Raw genomic sequence first — 20,818 nt, 5'->3', positions numbered from 1 at the left:
CGCCGCTTCCATCCCACAGCGCGCTTCCGCGACTGCTCTCGACGGAAACGGATGTCGCGACGGCTCGCTTTGGGCCGCGTCGCATCGCGCGGTGGTGGCGGCGGGTGTCCGGGGCCACAGGGCTCGACGCGAAACCTTCGCTGCATGCGTGCACAAAGGTTCCATCGTGACCGGCCCGGGACGTGGCATGCGGGTCGCATCACGTCGGGGAGAGGAGAGACGTGGAAAGGGTCCCGTAAGCACCCCGGTGCACGGGGGCACACATCAAGGCGCCGCAGCGGAGCTCGGGGGGGCTCCGCTGCGGCGCGCTTCGTGTCACGCCGGTGGCAGCGCCGGGCGGGCGCCCTCTGGCGACCGTTGAAACAAAATGAAAAAAGCGCCTCGCGGACCTGGGGGGGGAAGGTCTCCGCGACGGCGCTCGCCCACCGATAGAGCAGGCTCTGTGCCGGTCTGCCTACCACCACGTTTCAGACAGTTATCACGCAGCTCCATCGCCACCGTTGCATCCTTGCAAAACAAAATTGAAATCCAGTGCAAATTCGAAGGATTTCAAAGCGTTCCGCGGCACCACCTGCAGCTGTCCTGGACGAAACGACTGTGCACGGCGTGCTCACTCGTCCCAGTGGCGGCAGACGGGTTTCACGCCGCACCCCTGGCAGCGGACCGGATCGCGTCGCGACGGACACTGCTGGAGCATGCCGAGGTGGCAGAGGGCGAAGTCGTATTTGACCGGGTCGGCGGGATCGAAGCCGCGGAGGGCGGCGGTGATCTCCTCGGCCGTCTTCCAGGTGGCGCCCCTGCGGTCGGTGAGGCCGATGTTGTAGCCGAGCTTCTGGATGTGGGTGTCGACGGGGATCAGGAGGGCGGACGGCGGTATCGGCCACAGGCCGAGATCCACGCCGTCGGCGGGGCGGATCATCCACCGCAGGAGGAGCATGAGCCGCTTTGTGGCGCTGCCCTTCTCGGGGTCGGGGAGGATGTGCGCCGCACCCCGGTCGTCCGGGCGGCGGTCGAGCCCGCCGGCGCGCCGGATCGCCCGCACCCACGCGCCGAGGGCCTGGCGCAGGTCGCGGCTGCGCGAGAGCTCGGCCGCGAAGGCGGCGCCGAGCGAGCCCGAGGCGCGCTGCACCCGACGCGCGCCGACGAGGAGCGCCGCGAGGTCGCGGTCGCGGTAGACGCGGTGCCGGAAGCCGCGGAGGCGCGCCGAGACGGCCCGGGCGTCGTCCGCGGTGAGGGCGATCTGCGGGCCTAGCCGGTCGAGCGCCTCGCCGATCTTGGCGCGCAGCGCCTTCACGTTGCCGAAGGCGAGCGACGCGGCGAGGAGCGCCACGAGCTCCTGATCGGCCGGATCGGTGTAGCGATGGACGAAGGAGACCGGGTCCTGCGCGCGGCGCTCCTCGATGGCGCACCGCGCGCGCACCTCGTCCAGCGCCGCCTGCAAGGCAGCGCTCCGCGCAGCGTCCCGCCGGGAGGTCGCATCGCTCCGCCGGGGCGCCGCATCGCTCCGCCGGGGCGCCGCATCGCCCCGCCGGGGCGCCGTCTCACCGCGCCCGTCACGCGTGCGCGCCGTCACGTCGCCCCCGCGTCGGCCGCGAGCGGCTCGGCCCGCGCGGTCCGCTCCGACGCCTCGCGGTCGTGCTCGAGCGCGGGGAGCGACACGACGAAGGCGCTGCCCCGCCCGTCCTCGGTGACCGGGCTCTCGACCCGCACGGCGCCGCCGTGGCTCTCGGCGATGTGCTTCACGAGCGCGAGCCCGATGCCGCTGCCGCGCACCTGCCGCTCGCTCGCCCGCCGGCCGCGCGCGAAGCGCTCGAAGATGTGCTTCTGCTCGTCCGGATCGATGCCGGGCCCCCGGTCGCTCACCCGGATGGCGACGCGCCTCGCCGTGTGCGTCAGCGCGGAGAGGCGCCCCCCGCGCCCGCCCTCGACCTCGACCGCGACGGCGACGCGGCCGCCGTCCTTCGCGTACTTGAGCGCGTTGTCGAGCAGGTTCACGATGGCGAGCTCGAGCGCGCGCGCGTCGATGAGCGCCTCGGGCAGCCCGTCGGCGACCGTCAGCTCGACGGTCATCTCCTCGCGCTCGGCGCGGTAGCGGTACATGTCCACGGCGCGCGCGGCCACCTCGGCGACGCTCCCGCGCGCGAACTCGTAGGCGGCCTTGCCCCGCTCGACCCGGGCAAAATCGAGGACGTTCTCGATGAGCGCGGTGAGCCGCTCGCTCTCGCTCACGATGATCTGCAGGTACTGGCGGCGCTTCTCGTCGTTGGGCACCCGGTCGCCGAGGAGGAGCTCGCCGAACATGCGGACCAGCGAGAGCGGCGTCTTGAGCTCGTGGGACACGTTCGCGACGAAGTCGCTCTTCAGCGCCGCGAGCCGCCGCTCGTTCACGGAGGCGAGCACCACGATCGCGAGCCCGGCCAGGGCGACCAGGGCCGAGAAGCCGACCATCAGGATCTCGATGAGGCGCTGCCGCTCCACCTTCTCGCCGAGCTCCTCGGCGGTGGTGAGCGCCATCTGGAGGCGCCAGTTGTAGAGCGTGGTGGGGAACGGGCGCCCGACCGTGAACTCGCCGCCGATGATGGGCGGGCCGAACACGATGCGGCCCTCCTCGTCGATGACGTTCATCCGGCTCTTCTCTCGATCGAGGTCGCGGAAGAGCCGGGGCATCACCTCGTGGACCAGGCGCGGCACCTCGTGCCAGGCGACCACGAGGAACCGGCGCCCCTGGTGCTCGCGCTGCCAGTAGCTCACGAGCAGGCTCTGCTGGTCGATGACGTGGTGGAGGTGGCGCAGCTCGGCCGCGTCGCCGTCGAAGTTCATCTGGGGCAGGAGGCGGGCGAGCAGGAGCTTGCGGAAGGCGTCGTCCTCCCGGCCGGAGGCGCCGCGCGAGGCGAACGCGAGCACGTCGTGGGCCTCGTGGTCCATGTCGAGGACGAGGATGGCGCGCACCGTCGGCGTCTCGCGCGCCGCGGTGGGGAGCCACCTCCGCGCGATGACCGAGAGGTTCGCCACGTCGACGTGCGCGGCGACGACGTTATCTTGCGCGATGATCAGCTTGTCGAGGCGGTCGACGCGCTCGTCGGCGAGGGTGAGGGTCGCGTCGAAGACGGTCTGCTGGCGGGCCTTCTCGATCTGCAGCGTGGTGCGCAGGGCGATCCCGCCGAGGACGAGCACGGCGACGACGATGGCGGGGACGAGGGCGAAGTACGGGACGCGATGGCGCTTCCCGACCGAGGGGAGGAGGTCCATCGCTGAGCTCCGCTAGCGGGCGGCCCTCTTCGCCCCCGCGGTCACGAGGCCGGGGTCGAGGACCACGCCGCGGGCCCCGACGAACTCCGCGAACTGCTGGCCGATGTAGGTGAGCGCGTTGCCGTCGCTCTCGGAGAACGGCTTGCCGTCGAGGGGGTTGCCGATCTCGAGGAGGCCGAGGTAGCGGCCCGCGAGCTCCACCGGCGCGCAGATGACGCTCCGGAGCTCGACGCCGATCGCCTTCCACCGGTCGTCCATGACGCGCTCGTCCCTGGACGCGTCGGGCACCACGACGGCGCGCCTGGACCGCATGGCGGCGAGGGCGAGCGGCGCGCGCTCGGACAGCCTGGCGAGGAGCGCGCTCTTGCCGCCGTACTGCCGGACGACGACGAACTCGCCCCGGTTGATGTCGAACAGCGACACGAGCCCGAGGGCGCACGGGATCTTGTCGAGCGTGAGCGCGAGGATGAAGTCGGCGCCCGCGAGCGTGTCCTGGAGGAAGTGCAGGTCGCTGCACGCCTCGAACAGCTCGGCGATGAGGTCGTCGCCGGAGAGGCGCCCGTTCCTCGGCGGGAAGGAGGAGCGCCGCCGCGGCGGCTGGCTTGGCCTGGGCGCGGGGATCTCGCCCGACGCAAGAGCGCCTTCGGGCCGAGGCAGCGCGCTCGGCTCGCCGGGCGGCGCGGCGGCCGAGGGCGATGCGTCGGCCAGCGGCGCGGCGGCCGAGGGCGATGCGTCGGCCAGCGGCGCGGCGGCAGAGGGCGATGCGTCGGCCAGCGGCGCGGCGGCAGAGGGCGATGCGTCGGCCGAGGGCGCGGCGGCCGAGGGCGATGCGTCGGCCGAGGGCGCGGCGGCCGAGGGCGATGCGTCGGCCGAGGGCGCGGCGGCCGAGGGCGATGCGTCGGCCGGCGGCGCGGCGGCCGAGGGCGATGCGTCGGCCGAGGGCGATCCCTCGGCGGGCTGCGCCGCGGCCGGCGCGGAACCGTCGACCGGCGGCGCGGCGGCCGGCGGCGCGGCGGCGGGCGACGCATCGGCCGGCGACGCATCGGTCGGCGGTGCATCGACCGGCGGCGCAGCGGCCGCCGATGCGACGTCGGCCGCAGGCGACCCTTCGGCGGGCGGCGCAACGAGCAGGAGAGCCCCCTCGGCCGGCAGCGCGGCGGCCAGAAGAGCTCCCCCGGTCGGCAGCGCGGCGGCCGGCGGCGCGGCGGCCGGCGGCGGCGAGGTGGCGCCGGTGCGCGGGCGAAACTGAATCTCGGGCTCCGCCGAGCGCCAGTCCTTCCAGGCGAGGGTCGCGAGCGGGCCGCGCTGAGGCCGGCCGCGGAAGACATGATCGAACACCGCGATATGGATGAACTTGCCCGGGCGCGCGTCGTCGATGAGCTGCCGTGCCTTCTCGAGCCGGTCGAGCAGCAACGCGCTGACGAGATCGCGCGGGGTGCCCGTCGGGACCGCATAGACGAGCTCTCGGTACGTGAGCGGCGAGCGCTCGGACGGGTTCTCCTCGCGCTGCGACACGAGCTCGAACGGCGGCAGCGCGCTCGGCTCCGGCGCGGCGCCCCGCTCCGCCGCGGCGCCCCGCTCCGCCGCGGCGTCCCGCTCCGGCGTGGCGTCCCGCTCCGGCGTGGCGCCCCGCTCCGCCGCGGCGCCGCCCTTGGCCGCCTGCGCGGCGGCGGCGGGCTCCGGCACGAGGAGCGCGGTCCCCATCGAGATGAACGGGACCGTGGCCGCCACCGGCCGTTTCCCCGGCAGACGAGCCCCCGGGTCGGCGGGCCTGGGAGACGCTGCGCCGGCCGGCGGCGCGCCCGCCGGAGGGTCCGCCCCGTCCGTCAGCGCCGCGTCGTCCGGCGCGCGCTGCACGACGTACCGCACGCGCGTCGCCGGATCGATCGCTCGGTAGCCGCTCTCGAGCAGGTCCACGGAGAAATTGTTGAGCGGCCCGCCATCGCCGCGGAGCGCCCGGGCCTTCTGCAGCGCGGGCTGCCACTGCGGGGCCTCGACGCACACCTTCCTGGTCGGCGGCGCGTTCTGGCCCAATGACGAGATCTCGACGAACCAACGCATCGTTTGCGGTTCCAATCCGCGCTGGCGCTGACTGGGTCGCGCGCTCTGGCGCGAACATCGTTCTACTCGACGCGCGCGAGAGGGGTCAACGCGCAGACCGCACGGAGCGCGCGCGGGCTCCTTTGGCGCAGGGCCCGAAATATTCTCAACCGCGGACCGGAAGGGAAACTCCGCCCTGTCCTGAAGTCGCGCCGCGCGCGGCGAGGCGCCGCAGCCCAATCCGCTCGGTCACTGAACGGCCGCCGGGTATTCCTGTAGAGGCGGGAGATCCCGGCTGTCGCGCCGCCGGCGGTGTCGTGCGATGGGTCGCGCCGCCGGCGGTGTCGTGCGATGGAAGGGGCCACTCGGCCAGGTCGCCTCCAGGTCATCCGCCGCGCTGTCCGGTCACCCGCTGTGCTGTCCGGCAGCGAGAACCGCATCGCGCATCCGCTCGCGAGAGGCGGAGCGCGGCGCCGGCGGCGCCGGCGCCTGCGGCCCCTCGGGGCGGGCTCAGGCCGTCCAGCCGAGCAGCCGTTCGCCGAGGGTGAGCACGCCGAGCCACACGGCCGCCGAAATCAACGGGGTCGCCGCTGTCAGCCACGGTCGGCTGCGCCGCACCCGAATGGCCATCACGAGCAGCGCAATCCAGATCGCCCAGAGCGTCGCGACCGCCCAAGGCGGCGCGAGGAGACCGGCGAACGCGTAAGCCGGACCGATCACGAGGTGGACGGCGATCCCGACCCAGGGGACGATCGGTGATGCTCGACGCTGCAACTTCACTCGTGCGCTGATCTACCCCGGAGGGCCCGCCGCTCGCTATCGCATCCGCAGGATGATGTGAAAGCCGAACGCCGTCTCCACGACCCCCGCGCAGCGAGCCGGCAGCTGCCCTGGTCCCCCGGGAGGCCGGTGGTGGCCCCATTTGCCCCGGAGTGGTTCACATGAAGGCGGGAAGGCAGGAAGATCATTGATCTTTTCTTCCCGCCTTCCCGCCTTCATCTTCAAATCCGGCCACCACCGGGAGGCTGGGCCGCAGCAGGCTGGGCCACCGCCATCGGCCCGCGCTGCAACCCCGATCCGGCGCATCGGTCCGCGTCGCGCCGGGGGTCACCAGCACAAAAAAAACAGAGCGCCCATTCGACGGCGGGGGGGGAGACCGTCACGGGCGCTCTGGCCTCTGTCCTGAGCAGGAGGCGGGCCAAGGTACATCTTTCCCGCTTTCGGGCACTTTCCCTACGAAAACGGCGTACGCCTTTCAATCCTGAAGCGGCCGCTTGCAAACGTGCTGGACAGAGCCGTCGGCCGCGGGCGTTCACCCGTCGGCCGGCCCCTCCCCCGCGCCGGCGCCCCTCGCGGACCGGGCTCCGCGGGCTCGGGCCGCGCGAAAGTCGTGTAAAAGAGCCGCGTGTCACCGTCCAGCGCCGAACCCGTGTCCTCCGCGCCGCCCGGAGGAGCTGCGCCTCCGTCTCGGCCGAGCATCGTCTCCCCTGGCGACACGGACGCCGCGGCCTCGCAGGGCGCCGGTCCGGCAGCGCCCCCCGGCCGGCTCGATCGCGTGGTCGCCGCATGGCCGCGCCTCGATCCGTTCCTGTTCGCCGTCTACGCGGGCGCGTGCGTCCTCTACGCCGCCGCCGCGTTCTACCGTGCGATGCACGAGCAGACGGGCGGCATGTGGTCGGCGCCGCTCGATGACGTGTTCATCCACTTCGACTACGCCCGCGCCACGGCGCGCGGATACCCGTTCGAGTGGTCCGAGGGCAACGGCTTCTCGAGCGGGAACACCAGCCTGAGCTACCCGTTCGTCCTCGCGCTCGGCTACCTCGTCGGCTTCCGCGGCCTCCTGCTGATGCAGTGGGCGGCGATCGTCGCCTGCGCCTCGACGCTGGGCTTCCTGCTCGTCGGCGCGCGGCTCCTCGAGCCGATCGGGCGCTGGGCGAAGTACCTGCTGCCCCCCGTGGCGCTCTCCATCGGCGCGCTCGACTGGTCGCTGTTCAGCGGGATGGAGAACGCCTTCCACCTCGGCGTCTGGGCCCTCGCCACCCTCGCCGCGCTCTCGGTGGCCGGCGCGGCCGGCGCGCCACCGGAGCGCCTCGCCCGCCTCGGTTGGCTCGCCGGCCTCGCCGGGGCGCTCCTCTACGCCACCCGGCCGGAGTCGGTCGTCTGCGTCGCGGCCCTGAGCGTGTACGCGGCCGCCGCCGTGGGGCGGGCCCGCGGCCCGCGCGCCGCGATCGCGACCCTGCTCCGGACGTCGGTGCCCGGCGCGATCGCGTGCGTCGCCCAGGCGGTCGCCAACCGCGTGTTCACCGGGGAGTGGTCCGCGAGCGGCGCCATCGCCAAGCTCGCGCTGAACAACCCGTACATGACGTCGCAGGAAAAGTGGGACACCTACGAGTTCCTCGTCCGCTACGTCATCGCCCGCAACGCCAACCACCACTTCTCGGACGCCCTCCCCTGGGGTTGGCTCGTCCCCGCCCTCGCGCTCGTCCCCCTCGCCTCGCGCAGGACGCGCGGGATCGCGGCGATGCTCTGGGTCCAGGTCGTCGGCTGGCTCGCGCTCGTCGCCCTGAACGGCCAGGTGCGCTGGCAGAATGAACGCTACACCATGCCCGCGGTCGCCTGGCTGCTGGTGCTCGCGGCGATGGGGCTCGCGCTGCTCGTCGCGCGCGCCGCGTGGGCCGCGCCGGACGGCGGCGCTCCCGGCGGCCTCGCGGGCCGCTTCGGCCTCGCGGGCCGCTTCGGCCTCGCGGGCCGCGGACTCTGGGCCGCCCGCGTCGCGCTCGCCCTCGCCCTCGCCGCGCTCTTCTGGGTCCACCAGCTGCCCAGGATGCGCGACCAGATCTGGTTCTTCGGCCGCGCGAGCCGCAACATCCGCGATCAGCACCTCGTCGCCGGCAAGGTCCTCGCGCAGCTCGACGTGCGCCGCGTCCTCGTCGGCGACGCGGGCGCGCTCCTCTACGCGTCGGACCGGCCCGGCCTCGACCTCATCGGGCTCGGCGGCTACCACGACCTCCCGTTCGCGCGCGCGGGCGTCCACGGCCTCGGCGCCTCGCTGGAGCTCATCGAGCGCATCCCCGCCGACGAGCGGCCCGACGCGCTGGCCATCTATCCGACCTGGTGGGGCGAGCTCCCGGCCATCTTCGGCAAGCGGATCGTCGGGATCCCCGTCGTCGGGAACGTCATCTGCGGCGGCGCCGAGAAGGTCATCTACCAGGCCGACTGGAGCCCGCTCGCGCACGGCGAGCCGCCCGCGTCGATGCGCGCCGGCGAGCAGGTGCTCGACGAGCTCGACGTCGCCGACCTCGTGAGCGAGCGGGCGCACGGCTACGCCTTCCCGCGGCCGCAGGCCGGCTTCGTCAGCTTCAGCGTGCTGCCGGACCCGCGCGGGTCCGGGCGCGATCGGTTCGACGCGGGGCGCGTCATCCCGGGCGGCAAGAGCGAGACGGCCCGCCTGCGGGCCCCGCGCTCGGGCCCGGGCCGGCTCGTGGTCCGCACCGCCGCGTCCCGCCCCGCCAGGATCCGCGTGACCGCGGACGGCCGCGAGCTCGGCCACCTCGCCATCCGCGAGAGCAGCGGCTGGACCGAGGCGTCGATCGACCTGCCCGAAGGGCTGCCCGAGACGTTCACGCTCGCGCTCACGCCGGTCGAGGGCGAGTGGGTGGATCACCACGTCTGGGTCCTCGAGCGCGCCGCGCGCTTCGAGGCGCGGCCGCTCGCCGGGCCGTGACGTGCGCGCCGGCCTGCCCCGCGACCCCGCGCAGTGGATCGCGCTCGCGCTCTCCCTCGCCGCGCTGCTCGCCGGCGCCTGGCTCCTCCGCCGCGGCCGCTCGCACGCTGCCGCGCGCCCCGGCCCGGCGCCCCTGCGCCCCGGCGCCGCGGGCCTCGATCCCGCGCCGCGCTCCGGCGCGCCCCGCGGCGTCGCCGTGGCGGCGGCCCTCGGGCTCGCCGCGGCGCTGATCTCGGCCGCGTACGTCGCGGTCTACCTGCGGGGCGGCCCCCGGATCATCGACGCGACGAGCTACTGGCTCGAGGCCCGCGCCATGGCCGCCGGGCACCTCGCGTGGCCCCTCGGCGAGCCCGAGGCCTCCGTGCTCGGCCGCTTCCTCGTCCGCAGCGACGCCGCAGGCGACGCGGCTCGGCGCGGCGCGGCCGAGGTCGCGGTCATCTTCCCCCCGGGCTACCCCGCCCTCCTCGCGCTCGGCTTCCTCGCGGGCGCGCCGCTCGCGATCGGTCCCCTGCTCGCCGCGGCGCTGACCGTCGCCACGTACGACCTCGCAGCGCGGTTCGCGGAAGGAGCCCCGGCCTCCGCCGGGAGCGGCGCGCGGATCCCCCTCGCGCCGCTCCTCGCCGCGCTCTTCTCGGCGCTCTGCGCCGCGCTCCGCTACCACACGGCCGACACGATGTCGCACGGGCTCGCGGCCCTCTGCTTCACCGTCGCGCTCGCGTCGGCGCGCCGCGCGCTCGACGAGGCCCCCGCCGCCGCGGCGGGCGCGCCGCGCTGGTGGCGCGATCCCGCCGTCCGCGCCGCCGCGCTCGCGGGCGTCGCGGCCGGCTGGCTCGCGGCCACGCGCCCGCCGAGCGCGCTCGCCCTCGCCGCGGCGCTCCTCGTGGCGCTGCTGCCGGAGCGCCCGCCGGGCACCGCCGCGGCCGGCCCTCGCGACGGCGACGCCGCGCCGCGCCCCTCGCCGCGGCTCGGGCGGCTCGCCGCGGCGCTCGCGATCGGCGCCGTCCCCGGCCTCGCGCTGCTCGCCGCGCACCAGCGCGCCGCGACCGGCGCCTTCGCGTCGTCGCAGAGCGCCTACTACGCCGTCTCCGACGGCCCGCCCGGCTGCTTCCGCTACGGCTTCGGCGAAGGCGTCGGCTGCCTCTTCGAGCACGGCGACTTCGTCCGGCATAACCTCGCGGAAGGATACGGTTTTCTTGCTGCCGCCGGCACGACGCTGCGCCGCCTGAAGCTCCACCTGGTCGACGCGCTCAACGCCGAGCCGCTCGCGCTGCTCGTGATCGTCGGCGCCGCGATCGCCTTCCGGCGGCCGCGCTCGCGCGCCCTCGCGCTCGCGCCGCTCCTCCAGATCGCCGCCTACGCCCCCTTCTATTTCGACGGCAACTACCCCGGCGGCGGCGCTCGCTTCTTCGCCGACGTGCTGCCGGTGGAGCACGCCCTCGCCGCCCTGGCCTGCGCCGCGATCGCGGAGCGCGCGGGATCGCCGGCCGCGCGCGGCGGCCTCGCGGGACGGCTCCGCGCGCTCTTCCCGGCGCCGCTCTTTCCGGCGCCGCTCGTCCCGGCGGCGCTCTTCGCGGCGGCGCTCTTCGCGGCGGCGCTCCCCCTCGCCGGCTTCGCCTTCCGCGCGGGCTTCGACCACGCCGCGCTCCGCGATCGCGAGGGCGGCCTGCCGATGTTCGATCCCGCCGCCGTCGCGCGCGCGGGCGTCGCGCGCGGCCTCGTGTTCGTCGACACGGACCACGGCTTCAACCTCGGCTTCGACCCCGCCGCGGGCGACATCGCGGTGCTGCGCTACCGCGGCGACGCGATCGACCGCATGGCGTGGGAGGCCCGCGGCCGCCCCCCGGCCTACCGCTACGGCTTCGCGATCCCGGACGGCGGCGGCCTGGCCTCGGTCTCGATCGCGCCGCTCGCCTTCGACGCCGCGCCGCCCCGCGAGGCGCTCATCGAGGGCGAGTCGCTGTGGCCGCCGCGCGCCCAGCGCGGCGCCTGGGCAGCGCCCGAGCACGCCGGCGGCACGTGCGCGTCCGGGGGGCGCCTCCTCGCGGTGCACGCGGCGGCGAGCGGCGAGGCCGTCGTCCGGGTCGGCCTGCCCGCCCCGTGGCTCCGCGGCGCCCGGATCAGCCCGCGCGTGGCGGTCTCGGGCGACGGCGCGGGCGAGGTGGTCCTCGCCGTCGACGGCGCCCCCATCCACGTCTGGCGGGTCGAGCCCGCCGCGTCGGGCGCCCCCGGCGCGCCGCTCACCTGCGTCGAGCTCCCGCCCTGCCCCATCCCCGAGGACGCCGTCGGAATCGAGCTCTCCATCGCGCGCGCGAATGCGCGCCAGCACGGAAAGTTGCGGCGAGACGCGCGCGACGGCCCGCGCGACGAGGCCCGCGCCGCCACGCCGACGGCCGCGAATGCCGCGCGGATCCGCGTCGACGCCGCCGCCGAGAGCGCTCCGGGAGGCCCGGGCGGCCCCGCGGCCGGAGGCCTCTTTGCGCTCGACGCGGTCGCGGTCGCTGGCGGGAATTCGGTTGACCGCTAGTCCCGTAACATGCGAGCTTTTCATAGGATTCTGTTGTCATGCGGCTCCTGGACCGGCGCATCTCCCGGGGCTCTGCGGTGGAAAGCGGCAAGTCGGGCGCCGGCGGCGGTCCGCTCGGGTGGGGGAGGTGGACCAATGACGAAAAGCGAGCTCATCGACGCGATCGCGGGACGGGGGGAGCTCACCAAGGCTCGAGCCGAGCTCGTGGTGAACTGCGTCTTCGACGCGATGACGCAGGCGCTCCAGCGCAACGAGGGCATCGAGATCCGCGGGTTCGGCAGCTTCACGGTCAGGCCGTACAAGCCGTACAGCGGCAGGAACCCCCGCACGGGCCAGCCGGTGCCCGTGCCCGCCAAGCGGCTCCCGTTCTTCAAGGTCGGCAAGGAGCTCAAGGAGCTCGTCAACGCGAGCCGCGCGTACGCGATCTCGGGCGACGACGACGACGAGGACGACGAGGACGAGGACACCGACGACGAATGAGGCGACGCGCCAGCGCACGCCCATGACGTCGCCGTCGTCGACGGCGTGACGCGCCCGCGCGCCTCGAGGCGCGCTCGCCCCCCTGGCGGGCAGTTCCGCTGCGCGGTAGAAGCGGGGCCCCATGGTCCCCGCCGAACGTCAGCTCGAGATTCTCTGCAAGGGTGCCGTCGACCTCCATGTGCGCGCCGAGCTCGAGGAGCGGCTCCGCGAGGGCAAGCCGCTGCGCGTCAAGGCCGGCTTCGACCCGACCCGCCCCGACCTCCACCTCGGCCACACCGTGGTCATGCAGAAGATGCGGGAGTTCCAGGACTTCGGGCACACCGTCATCTTCGTGGTCGGCGACTTCACGGCGATGGTCGGCGATCCGACCGGCAAGAACGAGCTGCGCCCGCGGCTCTCGCGCGAGGAGGTCGTCGCCGCGGCCGAGACCTACCAGGCGCAGGCGTTCAAGGTCCTCGACCGGAACAAGACCGAGGTCCGCTACAACTCCGAGTGGCTGAACAAGCTCGATCCGGCGCAGATGATCGAGCTCTGCGCGAAGTACACCGTGGCCCGCATGCTCGAGCGCGACGATTTCAAGAAGCGCTACGAGGAGGCGCGGCCCATCTACGTGCACGAGTTCATGTACCCGCTCCTCCAGGCCTACGACTCGGTCGAGCTCGAGGCCGACATCGAGCTCGGCGGCACCGATCAGCTCTTCAACCTGCTCGTGGCGCGCGACCTCATGCCCCGCTACGGCAAGCGCGCCCAGATGGTGATGACGATGCCGCTCCTCGAGGGCACGAACGCGCGGATCGAGGACGGCAAGGTCGTGGGCCCGAAGATGTCGAAGAGCGCGGACAACTACGTCGGCATCACCGAGCCGCCGTTCGACATGCTGCAGAAGCTGATGCTCGTCGATGACGGCGTCATCTGGCGCTACATGGAGCTCCTGTCGTCCCGCCCGCCCGAGGAGGTCGCCCGGCTGCGGGAGGCGGTCCTGCGCGGCGAGGAGAGCGTCATCGCGGTGAAGGAGCTCTTCGCGCAGGAGATCGTCACCCGCTTCCACTCGGCCGACGACGCGCGCGCCGCCCTCGAGCGGCGCCGCAGCGTCGCGGCCGGCGGCCTGCCCGAGGTCATCGAGGAGCTCCACGTCGCGAGCGACCGCGACGCGATCCCCATCGGCAAGGCGCTCGCGCTGGCCGGGCTCGCCAAGTCGACCTCCGAGGCGCTCCGCCTCGTGAAGGGCGGCGCGGTGCACCTCGACGGCGAGGTGATCAAGGACGACCAGCTCAAGCTCGAGCGTGGGAAGCGATTTCTGGTCCGCGTCGGCTCGAAGAACCGCCGCTTCGCCTACCTCGTCGTTGGCTGACGCGCCCGGGCGGGGGCTCCGCCGCCGCGGCGCGCTCGGCGGCGTCCTGGGCTGCGTCCTCGGCCTCGCGCTGCCGTCGTGCGGCGGCGCGCCGCGGCCGCCCGCTCGGCCGGGCCCGCCGCTGCCGCCGCTCGACACGGCGGACCTCACGCGCCTCTTGCCGCAGGCGGGGCTCCGGTGGCTCGTCCTGGTCCGGCCCCGCGAGCTCGCGACCGTGCCGTGGCTCATCCCCTCGATCGCCCTCGTGGCGCCCGAGGAGAACCTGGCCCGGCACGCGCGCGCGACCGGCGTCGACCTGCGGCAGGTGCGCGAGGCCGCGATCGCGTCGTACGCGGGGGCGTCGGGCGAGGCCAGGTTCTACGTGGCGCGTCACAGCGGCGATCCCCGCACCATCGAGCGCCTCTTCCGGCGGCGGCTCACGGGCAAGGAGCGGCGGGCGCTCGATCGCCCGGACGTCGTGCGCGTGATGGGCGACATCGGCACGGCGCCGCACGCGCTGGTGCTCCTCGGCGAGGACGTGGTCGGCGTGCAGGACGGCGGCAGCCCGCAGCGCGGGCCGGCGCGGGTGGCGTCGCTGTACGCGCTCGGCCGCCTCAAGCGCTCGCCCACGGCGCTGTCGGAGGGCCCGCTCGCGGCGCTCGCGGCCCGCTTCGGCCCGGCGCCCGCGCGCGCGTTCGCGCCGGGCCCGTTCGACGGGGAGCTCGCCCGCGGCGCGCGCGGCCTGCTCGCGGCGGCGACGGCCGTGGGCGCGGCCGCGAGGCCGAGCGCGCGCGAGGGCATCGCGCTCGCGATCGCGGTGGCGGGCGATTTCTCGACGAGCGGCGCGGCCGCCTCGGAGGAGCTGCTCGCGGCGTGGGAGGAGCTCGCGCACGGCTCGTTCGGTCACCTGCTCGGGCTCGACGCGCCGGTAGAGCCGCCGCTCGCGACGCACGCGGAGGACGCGGTGGCCGTCGCCGTCGAGCTGGACCCGCGCGCGCTCGCCCGGGGGCTCGCCGCGGCGACGGGCGAGAGGGTCGAGGAGATGCTTCGGTAGGCGCGGCCGCGCCGCGCCGGTAAACCTCATCGGAACCATGCCCACCACGACCAGCGGCTACTTCCTGCAATGCGCCTCGCGCGGCACGCTCGAGCTCGTCGTGCCCGCCGCCGGGGCGCCGTTCGGCGTCGAGCACCACCGCCGCGAGGACGCCGCCGGGCCGTGGCGCCACGCGGCGACGTTCGCCGCGGACCTCGGCCAGGTCGGCGCGGTGGCGCTCATCCAGAGCAACTTCGGCGATCCGGGCCACCTCGAGGCGGTGGTGCGCGCCGGGGATCGGCTGGCCGCGTTCTGGTGCGCGCCCGCCCCCGAGCCGTCGTGGAGCGCGCCGCGCTTCTTCGCGGAGGGCGTGGCGGGCGACCCCGCGCTGATCCAGGGCGCCTTCGGCGGCCGGGGCAACTTCGAGCTCGTGGTGCCGCACGCGGGCGGCGGGATCGCGCACTACCACCGCGACAACGACACCGCGGAGCTCGGATGGCACGGCCCGGCGATCTTCGGCGCGGAGCTCGGGCGATTCGAGGCGGTCGCGATGGTCCAGCGCGGCGCGGACGCGCCCGGCGCGCCGGGCGATCTCGAGGTGGTCGCGCGCGCCGGCGATCGCCTGGTGATGTTCCGGCGCCCTGCCGGGGCCGCGTGGCAAGGCCCGGAGGAGGTGGTCTCCGGGGTCCGGGGGACGCCGGCGCTCTTCCGGAGCGCGTCCGGCGGAGAGGGCGCGCTCGAGCTGTTCGCGCCGCTCGCGGGCGTGGGGCTCGCGTGGTGGCGTCGCGGCGACGGCGCCCGGGGCGCGCGCTTCCGCGGGCCGACGGTGTTCGCCACCGCGCTGGGCCGGTGTGAGGCGGTGTCCGTCATCGAGAGCCGCCCGCTCGCACGGATCGAGCTCGCCGTGCGCGCCGAGGGGCAGATCGTCCACCTGGCGCGCGACGGCGAGCTCTGGTCGCGGCGCGCGGTGCTCCGCAGCGGGCTCGCTGCGGCGGACGCGGCCTCTCCGGCTGGGCCGCGGCCGCCCGCGTCCGCGGCGCAGCGGCCGCCGGCGTCCGCGGCGCAGCAGCCGCCCGCGTCCGCGGCGCAGCAGCCGCCCTCGCCCGCCGCTGCAGCGCCGCCCCCGACCGCGCCGCGCCCCGCCAGCGCTGCGCTGCAGCTGCGCGCCGGACCGCACCGAGCGGGGTTCCGGCGCATCGACGCGCTCTCGCTGTCGGAGGACGCCCGCTACCCCGATACCTGGCCGTTCCAGGGCACCCTCTACCGCTGCCCCGCGCAGGGCGCCGCGCTGCTCTACTACCCCGCGTCGGCGGACGGCGAGGAGGCGCCGCTCTCGCCGGGAGGCCCGTTCCCGGTCATCGCGATCGCCCACGATCGACGCCTCCTCACGAGCGCCGTCACGGGTGGGTCGCCCGCCGGCATCGGTCAGGACTATCGCCAGCTCGCGGGCGTCATGGCGCACCTCGCGCGCTGGGGCTTCGCCGTCATCGCGCCCGATCTCTCGTGGCTCGCCCCGGACGACGCGCCGCTGCGCCGCGCCGCGGTCCTCCGGGACGCGCTCTCTTACCTCAGGGCCGGCTCGCGGGGCCCGCTCTTGGCCGACTTCGATCGCGTGGGCGCCCTCGGCCACGGGCTCGGCGCGCAGGCCGCCCTCGCGCTGGCGCTCGATCCCGCCGGCCCGTTCCACGTCCGCGCCCTCGCGCTGCTCGCGCCGGCGGGCGAGCCGGATCGAGCCCCGCCCATCGACGCGCTCGAGCCTCGCCCGGTGCTCGTCGTCCGCGGCACCGCGGACCCGATCTCCGCCTCGGTCCCGGCGGCGCTCTACGGCCGGGCGCGCGCGCCCAAGCACCTCGTGACCCTGCCGGGCGCGAGCCACTTCGGCTACACGACGTCGCTCGGCCTCGCCGAGCCGCTCGACGGCCCTGCCGAGCTCCCGCGCCGCGAGCAGCAGGCGATCGCGATGGGCTACCTCGCCGCGTTCTTCAACGGCTATCTCCGTGACGCCCACAGGTGCCTCGGCGCGCTCTCCGGCAAGGAGTCGCTCGAGGGGCTCGAAGCGAGGGAGATCCCGGTGAGCGCGGAGACGGCTGGCCGCGGCGCTGGACTCTAGGGCCGGCCGCGCGGCGCGCCGCCGGCGCCGCCGCTCCTCGTGGAGACGCCGCTCGCTCGTCAGGAGCCGGCGGCCGGACGAGCGAGCGGCGCGATGCTACTTTCGAGCGCGTGTTCCAGCTCGGCGGCCTCGTCGTCACGCTCGTCAACGCGCTCCTCGGCCTGCTCGTCTGGCGGCGGCTCCGCGCGGCGTTCCCGCGGCACGGAGCGCTGATCGACGGGCTGTGCGCCGCGGGGCTGCTGCTTGTCGCGCACCCGGCGCTGCTCATGACCGTGGCGAGCTGGTCGGGGCTGCGCGCGATCCAGCGCCACGTGCCCGAGCCGGTGTCGCTGGTCGCCATGGGCGCTCAGGTGGCCCTGCTGATGTACGGGCTGCTCCTCGGCATCACCGCGACCGCGACCGCGGCCGTCCGTGCGCTTCGCCGCGATCGGACGGCCCCGAACGCCGGGGCGGTCATGGGCGCTCGGGTCGACACGAACGCTCGGGCCGGTTCTGCCGCTCGGGCTGCTTCAGCCGCTCAGGCCGCCGACGCTCCAGCCGCTCAGGCCAACAGCGCTCCAGAAGAGGCCGAGACCGCGCCGGAGCCCGTCGACGAGATCCGCCGTCGGCTCGTCGTCGGCGCGTCGTGGGCGCTGCCGGCGGCGGCGGTCGCGGTCTCGATGGGCGGCGTGCTCGCCTCGCGACAGCGGCCGGTCGTGGTGAGGGTCGCGCTGCCCGTGCGGCGCGAGCTGACGAGCCTCCACGGCGTCACCATCGCGCAGCTCAGCGACGTGCACGTCGGCAGCTTCATGGACGCGGAGCGGCTCGACGAGCTCCGCGACGCCATCAACGCGGTCCGCGCCGACATCCACGTCATCACGGGCGACCTGCTCGATCACCACGTCTCCCAGCTCGAGCTGTCCGCGCGGCTGCTCCGGGGCCTGCGCCCCGCCCGGGGGCAGCTCTTCTTCTGCATGGGCAACCACGAGTACATCGCCGCGCGCTCGGCCAGCATCCCGGCGATCGTGAAGGGCCTCGAAGAAGCGGGCGCCCAGGTGCTCGTCGACGAGGCGCGCGAGGTCCGCCTCGGCGGCGATCGCCTGTGGATGGGCGCGATCGACTACCCGAGCCGCGCGCGCCCTGGAGAGCCCGCCCGGCGCCCGACGGCCGACGGGCTGGCCCGCGCGCTCGGGCAGATGCGGGACGACGGTGCGCCGCGCGTCCTGCTCAGCCACCACCCGGGCACGTTCCGCGCGGCGCGCGAGCTGCCGTTCGACCTGATGCTGTCCGGCCACACGCACGGCGGGCAGATCTCGCTGGGCCGGATCGGCGATTACGCCCTCACGCCGATGCTGCCGGCCGGGCTCTATCACAATGGCCTTTACGAGCACCGCGGCCGGCGCCTCCACGTCAACGCGGGCGCCGGCGGCTGGCTGCCGGTACGCATCAACTGCCCGCCGGAGATCACGCTCGTCGAGCTCGTGCCCGCCTGACGCGTCGGAGCTCGCCGAGCGCGGGCTCCGTGTGGACGCGCTCGGCGTCCTGGGTGAAGCTGAGGACCATGGCACAAGCCGCTGCGCGCACCGGCCTTTCGCCCCACGAATACCTGGCCTTCGAGCGTTCCTCGCCGCTCCGCCACGAGTATGCGGACGGCGAGATCTTCGCCATGGCAGGCGGCACGCTGGAGCACAGCGCGGTCGCCGCGAACGTCATCGGCGAGCTGCGGAACGCGCTCCAGGGTCGAGGATGCCGAGTGCTCACCTCCGACATGCGCATCAAGATCGCCGCGACGCGCCGCTACGTGTACCCCGACGGCGCGGTCGTGTGCTCGCGGCCCGAGTTCGAGGACGAGCAGCGCGACACGCTCCTGAACCCGCGCCTCGTGGTCGAGGTGCTCTCGGACTCCAGCGAGGCCTACGATCGCGGAGAGAAATTCGCGCAGTACCGGACGCTGCCGTCGCTCGAGGAGTACGTGCTCGCATCGCAGAAGGCGCCGCGAATCGAGGTCTTCACGCGCCAGCCGGACGGGGCCTGGCTGCTCCGGATCCACGGGCCGGGCGAGCGCGCGGCGCTCTCGTCTCTGGACTGCGCGCTCGACGTCGACCGGGTGTACCTGGACGTCTTCGATCGGAGCCCGACCGGCGATGGGCCGCCGGCCGCGCCCTGACCGAGGCGGAGCGCCCTCCGCGCGCTGTAGCCGGCGCGACCGCGCGCGGAGGGCGCGCCCCGGCTACAGCGTCACCTCGAACGGCGCGCGCGCGAGCTCCTCGCCCGTCTCCGACCGCACGACGGCCGTCCACTCCCCCGCCTTGCGCACCCCGCGCGTGAAGGCCCACGTCCGCCACCGCGGCGACGGCCCGACCCCGAGCGTCACATTGCCGACCGGCGCCCCGCCGTCCGGCGGAACGAACGCCACCGTCACCTCGCCCTCCGCGTCGCCGCGATTCTCGATCTCCAGGAAGGCATAGAGCCGCTCCGTCTCCGGCGCGCGGAACGTCGTCCCCGGCGCCACCGGCTCGCGGTCCTTCACCCCCTCCGCGAGCACGAGCCGCTTCACCTTCAGCTCCGCCGCGCCCCTCCCCTTCTCCCTGCCCGCCTTGCCGCCCTTGTCCGCCGCGGCGCTCGCCTCAGGCGCCGGCGCCGGCGCCGTCATCGCCGCAGCCGGCGGGCTCGCGGGCGGCGCCGCCACGGCGACCGCCGGCTCGGGGCACTGCGTCGCCGCGGCGCTCGCGGCGGCGGCCGCCGCCGGAGGCCGCGCGTCGTGACGCTCACCGCAGCCAGCGAGCGAAACCGCGCAAAGGGCCAGAAACGTCATCCGTCGAGCCATCCTCGTAGCCATCGAAGCACTCCTCCGTGTTCCGGGGCGTCCCCGTCTCGCCGTCGATATGGCAAGGCGCGGACCGCTGCTGATCCATCGGAATCATTGAGGATTTCTCCGACCCTGTGGGCGCCGGGCCGCGCCCTGTGTGTCCGGCGCGGCGGCGGGGCCGCGCCGCCGCCGGAGCCTACGTCGAGGAGCTCACCCGCCCGACTTTCCTCCTCCGGCCGGGTCGATCCCGTCGGCCCGCATCCTCTCCGCGCTGGCCGGCCCCGCCACGGTGCCGGCGGGGTGCGCGTACCAGCCGGAAGGATCCGCCGTGTCCGGCGCGTCGCGGACCTTCAGGATGGTGAACATCCCGCCCATGTCGACGTACGAGAACGGCCCGGCCCCGCCGCGCATCGGCAGGCTGTTCGCGGGCACCGGCATGGGCATCTCGCCCATGCCGCCCATCCCCGTGGTCCCCATCGTCATGTAGTCGGGCATCACGCGGCTCATCCGGCGATCGAGCGCGCGGGTGTCGGCGCCGACCATGTTCGGGAGGCCGTGGCCCATCTGCATCATCGTGTGATGGGTCATGTGGCAGTGCACCGCCCAGTCGCCCGGCTCCTCGGGGACGAACTCGATGACCCGCGTGCTGCCGACCGGGACGAGGACCGTCGTCTCCGGGTACTGGGCGGACTCGGGGACATACCCGCCGTCGGTCGCCGTGACCTGGAACCACAGGCCGTGCAGGTGGATCGGGTGGTGATCCATGGGGCCGAGGTTCCCGAGGCGGATGCGCACGCGCTCGCCGCGGCCGACGAGGAGCGGCGCCGTCGCGGGGAACGCCTTGCCGTTGAACGTGAGGACATTGAAGTCGTTCATCGCGTTCGGATCGGGCCGGCGCGCCCCGGCGTTGATCTTCCACTCCTGCGTCATCAGCACGAAGTCCCTGTCCACGCGCGGGCCGCGGGGCCTCCGCGGGTGCACGACGAACATCCCCACCGCGCCCAGCGCGATCTGGGTCATCTCGTCGAAATGCGAGTGATACATGTACGTCCCCGGATGCCGCGCGACGAACTCGTAAACGTACGTCTCCCCGGGCGGGATCGGCCGCTGGTTGAGCCCGGCGACTCCATCCATGCCGTTCGGCACCACGAGCCCGTGCCAGTGGACCGTGGTGGGCTCGGGCAGCCTGTTCGTGACGTAGATGCGCAGGCGATCGCCCTCGACCGCCTCGATGGTCGGGCCGGGCGTGCCGCCGTTGTAGCCCCACACCTCGCTCTTCAGGCCAGGCGCGAACTCGTGCTCGAGGGGGCCCACGACGAGGTGGCCGACCTTCACGCCGTCCACCGCCCGCAGCGGGAGCGTGCTGCCGTTCGGCGTCACCACGGCGGGCTGCCCCCCGGGCGCCGCGATCCGGCGGGGCGCCGGCGCCGCGGCGCCGGGCGGCGCGGCCGGGCGCTCCTGCGCGTGCGCGAGCCCGCGCGTGAGCAAGGCGGCGCCGGCGGCCAGGCCGCCCGCGTGAATGAACGAACGTCGATCCATG

General features: G+C 74.8%; 14 protein-coding genes. 8 read left to right on the top strand and 6 right to left on the bottom strand.

Going from position 1 to position 20,818, the window contains the following annotated elements; translation table 11 throughout:
• Positions 1-610 precede the first annotated feature (610 nt).
• The 4 genes from WME98_RS27545 to WME98_RS27530 form a co-directional block, all read right to left on the bottom strand.
• Positions 611-1,441 (bottom strand): TIGR02757 family protein, encoded by an 831-nt coding sequence (locus WME98_RS27545; protein WP_063823778.1) that lies wholly within the window; start codon positions 1,439-1,441, stop codon positions 611-613.
• A 128-nt stretch (positions 1,442-1,569) separates the two neighbouring features.
• Entirely contained in the window at positions 1,570-3,249 is a 1,680-nt protein-coding gene (locus tag WME98_RS27540) for a sensor histidine kinase (protein WP_437944675.1), read from the bottom strand.
• Between the two features lie 12 nt (positions 3,250-3,261).
• Complete coding sequence (locus WME98_RS27535; RefSeq protein ID WP_437944674.1) at positions 3,262-5,310, bottom strand: GAF domain-containing protein; 2,049 nt, start codon at positions 5,308-5,310, stop codon at positions 3,262-3,264.
• A gap of 489 nt (positions 5,311-5,799) precedes the next feature.
• Positions 5,800-6,069: a hypothetical protein gene (locus WME98_RS27530; RefSeq protein WP_437944673.1), complete on the bottom strand. Its 270-nt coding sequence runs from the start codon at positions 6,067-6,069 to the stop codon at positions 5,800-5,802.
• Between the two features lie 625 nt (positions 6,070-6,694).
• Here WME98_RS27530 and WME98_RS27525 point away from each other — a divergent pair.
• From WME98_RS27525 to WME98_RS27490, 8 genes are all read left to right on the top strand, one after another.
• A complete protein-coding gene (locus WME98_RS27525; RefSeq protein ID WP_437944671.1) occupies positions 6,695-9,013 on the top strand; it encodes a hypothetical protein in 2,319 nt (772 codons plus the stop codon).
• Between the two features lies 1 nt (position 9,014).
• A complete protein-coding gene (locus WME98_RS27520; RefSeq protein WP_437944670.1) occupies positions 9,015-11,537 on the top strand; it encodes a hypothetical protein in 2,523 nt (840 codons plus the stop codon).
• Between the two features lie 135 nt (positions 11,538-11,672).
• On the top strand, positions 11,673-12,017 hold the full coding sequence (locus WME98_RS27515) for an HU family DNA-binding protein (protein WP_020732714.1): 345 nt from the start codon (positions 11,673-11,675) through the stop codon (positions 12,015-12,017).
• Between the two features lie 121 nt (positions 12,018-12,138).
• Positions 12,139-13,368, top strand: a complete 1,230-nt coding sequence (tyrS, locus tag WME98_RS27510) for a tyrosine--tRNA ligase (RefSeq protein ID WP_061623275.1) — start codon at positions 12,139-12,141, stop codon at positions 13,366-13,368.
• Positions 13,361-14,401, top strand: a complete 1,041-nt coding sequence (locus WME98_RS27505) for a hypothetical protein (protein WP_437944668.1) — start codon at positions 13,361-13,363, stop codon at positions 14,399-14,401. Before tyrS ends, WME98_RS27505 begins: the two co-directional genes overlap by 8 nt.
• Positions 14,402-14,438: 37 nt before the next feature.
• Complete coding sequence (locus tag WME98_RS27500) at positions 14,439-16,490, top strand: alpha/beta hydrolase (protein WP_437944667.1); 2,052 nt, start codon at positions 14,439-14,441, stop codon at positions 16,488-16,490.
• A gap of 110 nt (positions 16,491-16,600) precedes the next feature.
• Positions 16,601-17,962: a metallophosphoesterase gene (locus tag WME98_RS27495; protein ID WP_437944666.1), complete on the top strand. Its 1,362-nt coding sequence runs from the start codon at positions 16,601-16,603 to the stop codon at positions 17,960-17,962.
• 68 nt (positions 17,963-18,030) lie between these two features.
• Positions 18,031-18,636 carry a Uma2 family endonuclease gene (locus WME98_RS27490; protein ID WP_437944665.1) on the top strand — a complete coding sequence of 202 codons (606 nt, stop codon included), beginning with the start codon at positions 18,031-18,033 and terminating at the stop codon, positions 18,634-18,636.
• Positions 18,637-18,699: 63 nt separating this feature from the next.
• On the opposite strand, the gene WME98_RS27485 is transcribed toward WME98_RS27490, so the two are convergent.
• Positions 18,700-19,284 (bottom strand): DUF2914 domain-containing protein, encoded by a 585-nt coding sequence (locus tag WME98_RS27485; RefSeq protein WP_437944664.1) that lies wholly within the window; start codon positions 19,282-19,284, stop codon positions 18,700-18,702.
• A gap of 204 nt (positions 19,285-19,488) precedes the next feature.
• Positions 19,489-20,817, bottom strand: a complete 1,329-nt coding sequence (locus WME98_RS27480; RefSeq protein ID WP_437335807.1) for a multicopper oxidase family protein — start codon at positions 20,815-20,817, stop codon at positions 19,489-19,491.
• Position 20,818: the final 1 nt, after the last annotated feature.

The sequence above is a fragment of the Sorangium sp. So ce296 genome (assembly GCF_051529605.1).
Taxonomy (GTDB): domain Bacteria; phylum Myxococcota_A; class Polyangia; order Polyangiales; family Polyangiaceae; genus Sorangium; species Sorangium cellulosum_D.
Note: the sequence above shows the minus strand (reverse complement) of the source record. Positions and strands in the feature narration are given on the sequence as shown.